General features: G+C 69.8%; 1 protein-coding gene and 1 pseudogene. Both read left to right on the top strand.

Going from position 1 to position 1087, the window contains the following annotated elements; genetic code table 11:
• The first annotated feature begins 156 nt into the window (after window positions 1–156).
• Window positions 157–570, top strand: coding sequence for a hypothetical protein (locus AC5L38_RS44210; RefSeq protein WP_495248822.1), 414 nt, complete (start codon window positions 157–159; stop codon window positions 568–570).
• Window positions 570–1087: pseudogene (locus tag AC5L38_RS44215) on the top strand (hypothetical protein); the annotation flags it as partial. The gene AC5L38_RS44210 and the pseudogene AC5L38_RS44215, both read left to right, overlap by 1 nt.

The following is a 1087-nucleotide window of genomic DNA, read 5'->3' on the forward strand; positions in this document are numbered from 1 at the left end:
TGCTGGAGGCCGTCTCCAGCTTGCAGAAGATGGCGGGCGTCCACGACGAGTACGTGCGGCTGGAAAAAGAGTCCCTCCGCGAGGACCCCAAGAAATAGCCCGCTGACCAGCGCAATCGCGTTGTTCGGGGCCACGAGTAGGCAGGTGAGGTAACCGATGTCCAAGCAGATCGATCTGGTGGAAGCCGCCGCCGCGTTCGTCGACAGCGACGTGACACGCAGCCACCAGGCGTACCGCGACTACCAGGAGACCGTGCGGGCGATGCTGTGCGCGATCTCGCTGACCATGAGCGAGGACTCCCGCCAGGCCGCGGCCTGGCTGCGCCACCGCACCGCCCCCGACGGGCGCCGGGTGGGCTGGCTGCAGCGCATCTTCCTGGCCGGACGGCTGCGCGGACACGGCAACAACGCCGCCGAAGCCATGTTGGAGGCGGCCAAAGCCATCGTCCGGATGTCGGCGGTCCACCAGGAGTACCTGCTGGCTGAGCAGCAGGCCAACAAGAAGACCGGATCCGGTACCGGCACCACCAGCCAGCGGCAGGGCCGCTACGACACGAGGGACGGTGCGTGATGGCACGTCGTAAGAAGACCCCGCAGCTCGCCACCGGCGCGCAGATGGTCCACGTGGAAACCGCGGACGGCGCCGGCCGGTTGGGCGGCGGCTGGCTGCTGGTGCACGGCTTGCCGCTGGTCACCCCGGCCATCGGCTGCGCCGTCTTCGCGATCCTGATCGCGCTCGCCCACGCCAAGTGGGGTGGCGACCCGGTCTGGACGCCGCTGCTGAGCATCTTGTTCCTGGCCATCGGCGCCCTGGTCACCTTCTTCGCGCACCTGTCGGCCGGCCCCCGGGTGCTGCTGCGCATCCTGATGGTCGTCACCGGCTCCCTGGCCACCGTCTCCCTCGTGCTCGGCCTGGTGGTCGGCATGGGCCCGATCTGGCCCGCCTACACCCTGTGCTCGCTGATCGTGTGGGTGCTGTGGGTCATCTGGCGCGGCACCAAGTACGCCGGAGCCGCCCCCGGCGCCGCCGACGGCGCGGGCAACCCGCTGCTGGACGCCATCAAGCAGGCCCGGGTGCAGTTCCACGG

Source organism: Streptosporangium nanhuense (genome assembly GCF_059358815.1).